The 5,257-nt window shown below is 65.0% G+C and carries 4 protein-coding genes and 1 pseudogene; 2 read left to right on the forward strand and 3 right to left on the reverse strand.

Translation table 11 applies throughout. The features are described from left to right. Together ABTU92_RS28765 and ABTU92_RS28770 are read left to right on the forward strand one after the other, a co-directional pair. On the forward strand, nucleotides 1-232 hold a 232-nt coding region (locus ABTU92_RS28765; RefSeq protein WP_408094990.1), incomplete at its 5' end, for a hypothetical protein. A 3-nt stretch (nucleotides 233-235) separates the two neighbouring features. After that, nucleotides 236-649: a hypothetical protein gene (locus tag ABTU92_RS28770; RefSeq protein WP_408094991.1), complete on the forward strand. Its 414-nt coding sequence runs from the start codon at nucleotides 236-238 to the stop codon at nucleotides 647-649. Nucleotides 650-695: 46 nt separating this feature from the next. On the opposite strand, the gene ABTU92_RS28775 is transcribed toward ABTU92_RS28770, so the two are convergent. From ABTU92_RS28775 to ABTU92_RS28785, 3 genes and pseudogenes are all read right to left on the reverse strand, one after another. Beyond that, complete coding sequence (locus ABTU92_RS28775) at nucleotides 696-3,680, reverse strand: DEAD/DEAH box helicase (RefSeq protein ID WP_408094992.1); 2,985 nt, start codon at nucleotides 3,678-3,680, stop codon at nucleotides 696-698. Next, the gene (locus ABTU92_RS28780; protein WP_408094993.1) at nucleotides 3,677-4,219 is read right to left on the reverse strand and encodes an EH signature domain-containing protein; all 543 of its coding nucleotides are present in this window, start codon (nucleotides 4,217-4,219) and stop codon (nucleotides 3,677-3,679) included. The genes ABTU92_RS28775 and ABTU92_RS28780 overlap by 4 nt, the downstream gene beginning before the upstream one ends. Nucleotides 4,220-4,305: 86 nt before the next feature. Further along, nucleotides 4,306-5,100 (reverse strand): annotated as a pseudogene (locus ABTU92_RS28785) (DEAD/DEAH box helicase); the annotation flags it as partial. Nucleotides 5,101-5,257 lie beyond the last annotated feature (157 nt).

Consider the following 5,257-nt stretch of genomic DNA (forward strand, 5'->3'; position numbering starts at 1 on the left):
CTTGATCGCCGCGCGGCACTTGGGACGAGTGCGAAGTCGCAGAGAAAGCGCCGGCCCAAAGCATCGCGGCGTGCTCGAAGCTGATCCGAGAAGGGCGTGCACGATCCGCGGCCTTCCAATACTGCTGACGCAATGTGGCAGTTGGCCAGGGGACGGCATCTCCCGCGCGTCCTACCAAGATGCCTATGTGTGCTCGCCACTGGTGGCGCGCTTGCTGATCGACACGATGTAGCTGGTGTTCGCGCAATCGGGCAACGCATCAGCGGCGCTCTTCATCGAAACTCAGCCTCCGCGCTTCGCCGGCTCTCGCGGTGCTCCCTGGCAGATCGGCCACGACTGGCAGGACGGGGTCGACCAGCGAACTGTGATCGAGCAGCTGGGCAAGCAGCGCGAGATCCGAGTTTCCGTGCTGCACAAGGATGTACCGCACGGTCGCTTCCTCGATATCGAGTTCGCCGATGGGCGCACTGCGACGATCGTTCTGGACCAGGGCTTCGGCGCCTGGGGGCCGCCGCGAAGCGTCGTCGTTCGCCACGACTTCAATGCCGACCATGCAACCCAGGCCAAGCGGCTCGCCTCCGTCAATGCCGTTCTTCAAAGGCGGAGGGTCGGTAAAACCTACGTGGTCGCGTCGCCGGGCAAATTGTGACTCTGGTGCTGTCGGCGAAAGTCGGTGGTGCGAGGTCGTCGACGCTTTACCGTCTCACGTCCGATGGCAGCGTGGCGGCTACCACGGCGCCGAACAGCACATCGATATCGCTCTCCTGCACCGGCGGGGCGAGCATGTGGCGGGACAGCGCGCGCTTGCGGCTGAGGAGGTTGTCCAGCGTCACGTCGAAGGACGCATCGCCGAACTCCGGGTGCGTCGCGAGCAGCACGTGGATGGTCACAGGCCGGTCCTGGCCGATCCGATAGACGCGGTCGTTGCACTGATCCTCGACGGCCGGATTCCACCATCGGCTCAGATGGACGACGTGATTGGCGGCCGTGATGGTCAGCCCTATGCCGGCAGCTTTCGGCGACAGGACCAGAAGATCGAAGCCTCGTGGGGCCTTCTGGAAACGATCGACGATCGCCTGACGTTTCTCTCCCGGGACGGACCCGTTGATGATCGCAGGCTCCCGGGCGAGACCGAACAGCGGCACGGATGCCGCGGCGAACGCCTTCTGGACCGCCAGATCCTCGACAAAGACGATCGCCTTCTCGGATCGGCTTCGAACATCGCGCAGAATCGAGACGGCCTGCGACAATCGCGCCGATCGCGCCACCCAGGCCGATACCGATACGGGATCGTAAGGGTCGACATCTCCGGCTCCGTCCGGATGCAGCGAGATGCCGCGGAGTGCGTGAATGACCTTCAACATCGCGCCACGGTCGCGGTCGCCATTGCGGGCGGCCGCCACGGCTGCGGCATAGGCCTCCGCTTGCGGCGGCGGCATGGTGACCGGATGCGACCTGACGGTCTTCTCCGGCAGTCCTTCGAGGATGCTGTCCTTCATCCGCCGCAGCATGATGGCCGGCGTCGCTCCGCGCGGCAGGTCGAGCCGCCCCTTGAGCTCTGTCAGCGTGTCGGCGTCCTCCCCGCCGTAGCGCGATGAAAACCCCTTGAGGTCGCCCAGATAGCCCGGCGCGATGCGATCCATGATGCACCAGAGGTCCTCGATCCGGTTCTCGATCGGGGTTCCGGTCAGGCCGAGCACGAAGTCCGCGTTGATCGCCTTCGCCGCATGGGTGTTGATCGTCCCGGGAGCCTTCACCTTCTGCATCTCGTCGAACACGGCGACCGCGAACCCGACACGGGCGAAGGCGCGATGATTGTCGGCGAGGGTCTCGTAGGTCGTCAGCACCCATCCGGCGCTGCGCAGCGTATCGGTATCCACCGAGTCTTCCGGGGTCCAATCGGCGGTTCTGCGCCGCCGGATTCGTGCCAGACCGGGACCGAACGCGTCGACGCACTCGCCGAGTGCGCCGGGCGCGAGGTGCTTCTCCGCCTCGGCGATCCAGTTGCGCAGCAGCGCGGTCGGTCCGACGACGAGGATCGGGCCCCGCGGCGGCTCCGGGCCACGGCCAGGCGCCTGCTGGTTCTTCCTCAGCCACGCGAGGAAGGCCAGGGCCTGAAAGGTCTTGCCGAGCCCCATGTCGTCGGCGAGCAGGACGCCGGGCCAACCGGCCGCCCAGGCTCGGATCAGCCAGTCGAACCCCACTTCCTGGTGTGGCTTGGCGGCCGTGTCGCCCAGCCGATCATAGGGAAGAGCACGTTCGATACGAACAGTCCGTGGGGGGTGCTCGAGCAGATACTCGACACCATCCACGTTCGCCTTGATCTGCAGGACCTGCCGATCGCCCGCCGTGCACGTGCCGGTCTCCACGGTGCTACGTCCATCGGATGCCGACGATCCTGGATCGCCGTCCGCAGACGCGAGCTGCTCTCCGCCCGCCAGGGGCTCGGCGTCGCGCGCGTCGTCAGCTGACCTCGGCGAATGTGCGGCACCCGTTTCGTCGGCGCCGGCCGGGCCGGCTTCGGGTGCGCTGTCCGGCGAACGTCGTTGCACGTCGTCCGGTGCCGCTTCGGGCAGCCACTGGCCGGCGCGCCGGGTCAGCCACGGAAGCTTCGGCGGATCCCAGACGCCGAGACCGAGCACCCGATCCGAGTATTGTGCCGTCTCGACAAACAAGCTCACCGCCGGCGCCACACGCCCCGCCTGCTCGAGCGTTTCGGCGAGCGCCGGACGCGGGTTGCGCACGAACGCCCGCCGCTCGTCGGCCGAGGCCGATCGCTTGCGGCGGACGACGTCGAGACCGAGCTTCAGATCCGGATCGACGACCACGAAGGTGTTCTTCCGGAACACGTAGGCATCCCGGGCACCCGATGCGCCGCCGAAATACTGCTTCTCGAACTCCCGTTGCAGCATGGGCGGCAGAAGCGCATCGGCGCTCTCGCTGCGCAGCACCGCCTCGGCCGACGGCCCCTCATCGTCCTCGCCGTCGGCGACCGGCGCATCGTCCTCGAGAGACATCGCCTTGGCGCGCGACATCAGCACCGGCGTGAAGTCAGGACCGTCTCTCGTCTCGCGCACATCGAGCGCAAAGGAGCCGGCCTGATAGATGGTCAGGCTGCCGAGGAACCCGTCGGCCCTGACCGCCTGGTCGGTGGTCCTGCGAAGCGCCTCCTGAACGGGCTGCCACGCTGTGATCCTCTGGTCATCCGATCCAGACGACACCGCATTGAAGTCATCCACGGCCTCGAGGAGATCGAGCAGGGCTGCGGACAAGCGCCCCTTCCGCTCGCCCCAGGTGACGATGATGCCCTGTCGGACGGGGCGCACCAGCCTGGAGTTGTTTTCCTGCCACTCGGTCCGGATGCGGCATCCCGCAGTTCCGATATTGCCCTCGAACGACAGCGTCACGGCCAAGGACGCCACACCAGGAAGTCCGATCGCCTCGGCGACCCGGCCCGGCAACCGGGCGGCCGTGCGGTGCGTCAGCATGACGGCGGTCTCGGAAGCGGTCGCGTCGCCACGCTCCACGAGCCCCAGCAGACAGGCTGCCGCGATCCCGTCCGATCCGCCGGCGAGCGACCATTCTGCGACCGGAATGCTCCGTCGTGACAGGAGCCGCTTTTCCTGCGCGGAGACGACGATGCGATCCGGTTCGTGCCTCGTGGTGAACATGATGGTCATGGTCTGTACGCGTAGTCCGCCTGCGTCAGCCGCACGCCGGTCATTCGGGTCAGCTTGGCAGCGACCTTCCGTTGCCAATTATAAGACTCGGACCCCATGTGAGAGATCGCGAACACCGGCTTGTCGATATCATCGGTCGCAGTGCGATGGCGCAGGTCCCCCGGGCGGTATGTCGGCTGATAAAGCCTCGGCGCGTCGCGAGCGTCGGCCTGCTCCCAGATGATGCACTTTCCGCTGAAGCTCCACTCCACCACGAGGCCGGTTCCGATGGCCAGTATAAGAACGGCCTGCCCGGGCGTGACGCCGGAGAAGGTCGCGAACCGAAGCTCGTTGCCGAACGAACGCCTTGCGCGCTGCGCCCCGCCACCATCGAAAACCACCCACGCATCGCGGATCAGATCTTTCTTGTAAACAGCCTCCCAGAACGCCCGCCTGGGAATCCACATCCCGGGCTCTGCCTTTTCCTCCACGACATCCAGGAACTGCAACAGCGAGGCGCGAACCAGCCAGCGGCGCACGATCGCTTCGGCGTCGCGCATTCGGACCCACCGTTCGGGATGCAGACGCGGGTCTCCTGGCCCGTATAGCGCGCGAAGGTCGGACGCAGGTTGGTTGGAAGATCTGATTGCCTAAGAAATTTCTCGATCTCGTCGCGTTGGCTGTTGGCCAACGCGTTCATTGGATAGATCACGATCGCGCGTGTCCGTGCCGGTTCTCCCCGCGCGCGAGCACGTATGGCAGCATCGATGATCGGAATGAAGAAACAGAGCGACTTGCCGGATCCCGTTCCGGTCGTCACGACGAAGCTCTGCCGGGTGGTCGCTTTTGCAACCGCTTGGGTCTGATGCCGGTGGAGCGTGAGCGGGACAGCGTCTATGCGAAAAACCGCAGCCGTCGCCTCGTGGAGGGTTCCGGACCTCACCAAGGCATCGATCGACTCCCCGCGCTCGAATCGAGGATTGATGCTGATCAGCGGCTCAGGCCAAAAGCGATCGCTCGAATAGATGTTTTCGACCTGGCTGCGGATATCCGGCGCACGTATTTCGGTGAAAGACCGCGCGAATTGCTCGTAATCATTCACGAGCGCAGTATCGATCTCGAAAACATTCACCGTCTTACCCCTGCAACCGATTCTTACCGTCATCGTCGAGGACGAGATCGCCCCCGAGACATCGAACGACGCATCGCATTTGTATGCGGACCAAGCCACCGTCCCGGAAGGCATAGAATCGCCGTGGATGTTGAACCTGAAGATCAACCTGTTCAACCATCGGCTTCCGGAAACCCCTCGGCGAGACCTCAGGAATCGGAGGTCCTGGGACATCCGTCCGATCGGTCGATCGCCTCTCCCGGTAGCTTCCAGATTGTCGAGACCGCGCCGGTAGCTTATTAACTCTTTTGGTGCGGCAGAAATTACCATGCCGGAAATCAAACATTCGGCCGGATTGGGGCCGAGCGCGAATGACTCGGTGGTATTCGCGATCCCGACGCTGCCGCCGGACCAAGGGCGTCACGAACGTCAGCCGGAACCGAGTGGTCCAGACAGTCCGCGGTGTCCCCCAGGGGAATCGCGTTTG

Origin of the sequence: Rhodoplanes sp. SY1, from assembly GCF_046000175.1 — a bacterium.
Classification (GTDB): domain Bacteria; phylum Pseudomonadota; class Alphaproteobacteria; order Rhizobiales; family Xanthobacteraceae; genus Rhodoplanes.

Coding starts and splice junctions, on each gene's coding strand:
- ABTU92_RS28775 (WP_408094992.1), bottom strand. CDS start 3,680: ATGACCATCATGTTCACCACGAGGCACGAACCGGATCGCATCGTCGTC.
- ABTU92_RS28780 (WP_408094993.1), bottom strand. CDS start 4,219: ATGCGCGACGCCGAAGCGATCGTGCGCCGCTGGCTGGTTCGCGCCTCG.